The following is a 1,972-nucleotide window of genomic DNA, read 5'->3' on the forward strand; positions in this document are numbered from 1 at the left end:
CGCCCGAAGTCGCCTTCGTCACGGTTGGTGCGGTTTTTCTCGCCGTCACCGGCGCTGAGGCGCTCTATGCCGACCTCGGCCATTTCGGGCGCAAGCCGATCGTGCTTGCCTGGCTGGCGGTAGTGTTTCCTTGCCTGTTGCTCAACTATGTCGGGCAAGGCGCCTTCGTGCTGGCGAATGGCGGTGTCGTCGGTCATCCCTTCTTCGAGATGAACGAAGGCTGGATGCTTATCCCGATGGTGGTGCTGGCGACGGCGGCGACCGTGATCGCCAGCCAGGCGGTGATCTCCGGCGCCTTCTCGCTGACCAGGCAAGCGGTACAGCTCAACATGCTGCCGCGTTTCGTGATCCTGCATACGTCGGAAAAACAGTCGGGCCAAATCTACCTACCGCGCGTCAACCTGCTGCTGGCGCTGGTGGTGATGCTGCTGGTGGTCGGCTTCGGCGAATCCAGCAAGCTTGCCTCGGCTTACGGTATTTCGGTGACCGGCAACATGCTGGTGACGAACATACTGCTTTATGTCGTCATGACGCGCATCTGGAAATCGCCGCTCGGCGTCGCGATAGCGTTAATGGCGGTGTTCGTCTTCATCGATACCGGCTTCTTTGCAGCCAACATCGTCAAGGTATTCGAAGGCGGCTGGGCCTCGCTTGCCATTGCCGCAGTGATCGTGATGACCATGTGGACTTGGATAAGAGGCAGCAGGTATCTATTCGACAAGACGCGCAGGAACGAGATTCCGCTCGATTTCCTTGCAGGCAATTTGTTGAAGAAGAAACCGCAGCTGGTGTCCGGTACGGCCGTGTTCCTGACCAGCGATCCGGTCAGCGCGCCGACCGCGTTGATGCACAGCTTGAAGCACTACAAGGTGCTGCACGAACAGAATGTCATCCTCTCGGTGGTGACGGCGCAGCAGCCCGTGGTGCCCGACAGGGAGCGGATCAAGATGGAAACGATCAACGAGCTGTTCATGCGTGTGACACTGACCTTCGGCTACATGGAACAGCCCAACATCCCGCGTGCGCTGGCGATCTGCCGCAAGCAGGGTTGGAAGTTCGACATCATGACGACGTCCTTCTTCCTGTCGCGGCGCTCGCTCAAGGCGTCACCCAATTCCGGCATGCCGGTGTGGCAGGACAAGCTGTTCATCGGGCTGGCGCGCACGGCCGCCGATGCGACCGAGTATTTCCAGATCCCGACCGGACGCGTCGTCGAGATCGGGACGCAGGTGGCAGTTTAGGCATGCCGCGTTGAGCAGAATCAATTGGCATTTCTCGAGCCGGTGAATGCCTGACCGGGCAGAGGCCACGATGCTTGCGCCCAACTGGGGTCTGGTTCCAGGCCCGAAGCTTCCGGCCCCAAAGCCGTCGAGACCGGTAATTTCTCTGGGGTCGAATACAGGTTGTTAGGCCCGCGTAGTCCATGAGCGCCGCTTTGTTCGGAGGGAAAGCGATGGCGGTGGAATGGACGATCACGATCGAGGGCAGGAACGAGTTCGGAGACGTTTGCCGGAAGGCGGTCCGCATCGACAAGAGCTGGGAACGTCTGTTTGACGGCGACCTCGGCCTCTCGATCGAGGACAGCAAGACCATCATGGCGGCGCTGCAGAGCGCGGTCGTGAACCATGAGGCGGAGACGTACCCTCTTTCGTCGGGTCTGCCCGGATTGCCACAGGTTACGGCCGGTCAAGGACTACACGACGCGACGGATCCGGACTGTCTTTGGCATCGTGGAGGTGCGCAATCCTCGTTGGATGCTGTGTCGGATTGTTACCCAGGCATGGTCGATGCCTTTGCGCCGCTGCGGGAGATCTGCCCGGATCGAGCGACATCCGAGCTGATGGTACTGACGGCGCGGCTGGGGAGCATGATGCCGTACCGGCAGGCTGCGAGAGTGCTTGCCGAATTCCTGCCCGTTGAGCCGACCGAGACGCATGCCACCGTGCGCAAGCGAACCATCAGGATTGGCGAA

General features: G+C 60.6%; 1 protein-coding gene and 1 pseudogene. Both read left to right on the forward strand.

From position 1 onward, the window contains the following. Window positions 1-1,241: KUP/HAK/KT family potassium transporter (locus EOA85_RS33915; protein ID WP_206523445.1), on the forward strand; the 1,241-nt coding region annotated here is incomplete at its 5' end. A 212-nt stretch (window positions 1,242-1,453) separates the two neighbouring features. Beyond that, a pseudogene (locus EOA85_RS33920) lies at window positions 1,454-1,972 on the forward strand (ISKra4 family transposase); the annotation flags it as partial.

This window comes from Mesorhizobium sp. M5C.F.Ca.IN.020.29.1.1 (genome assembly GCF_003997375.1).
Taxonomy (GTDB): Bacteria; Pseudomonadota; Alphaproteobacteria; order Rhizobiales; family Rhizobiaceae; genus Mesorhizobium; species Mesorhizobium wenxiniae.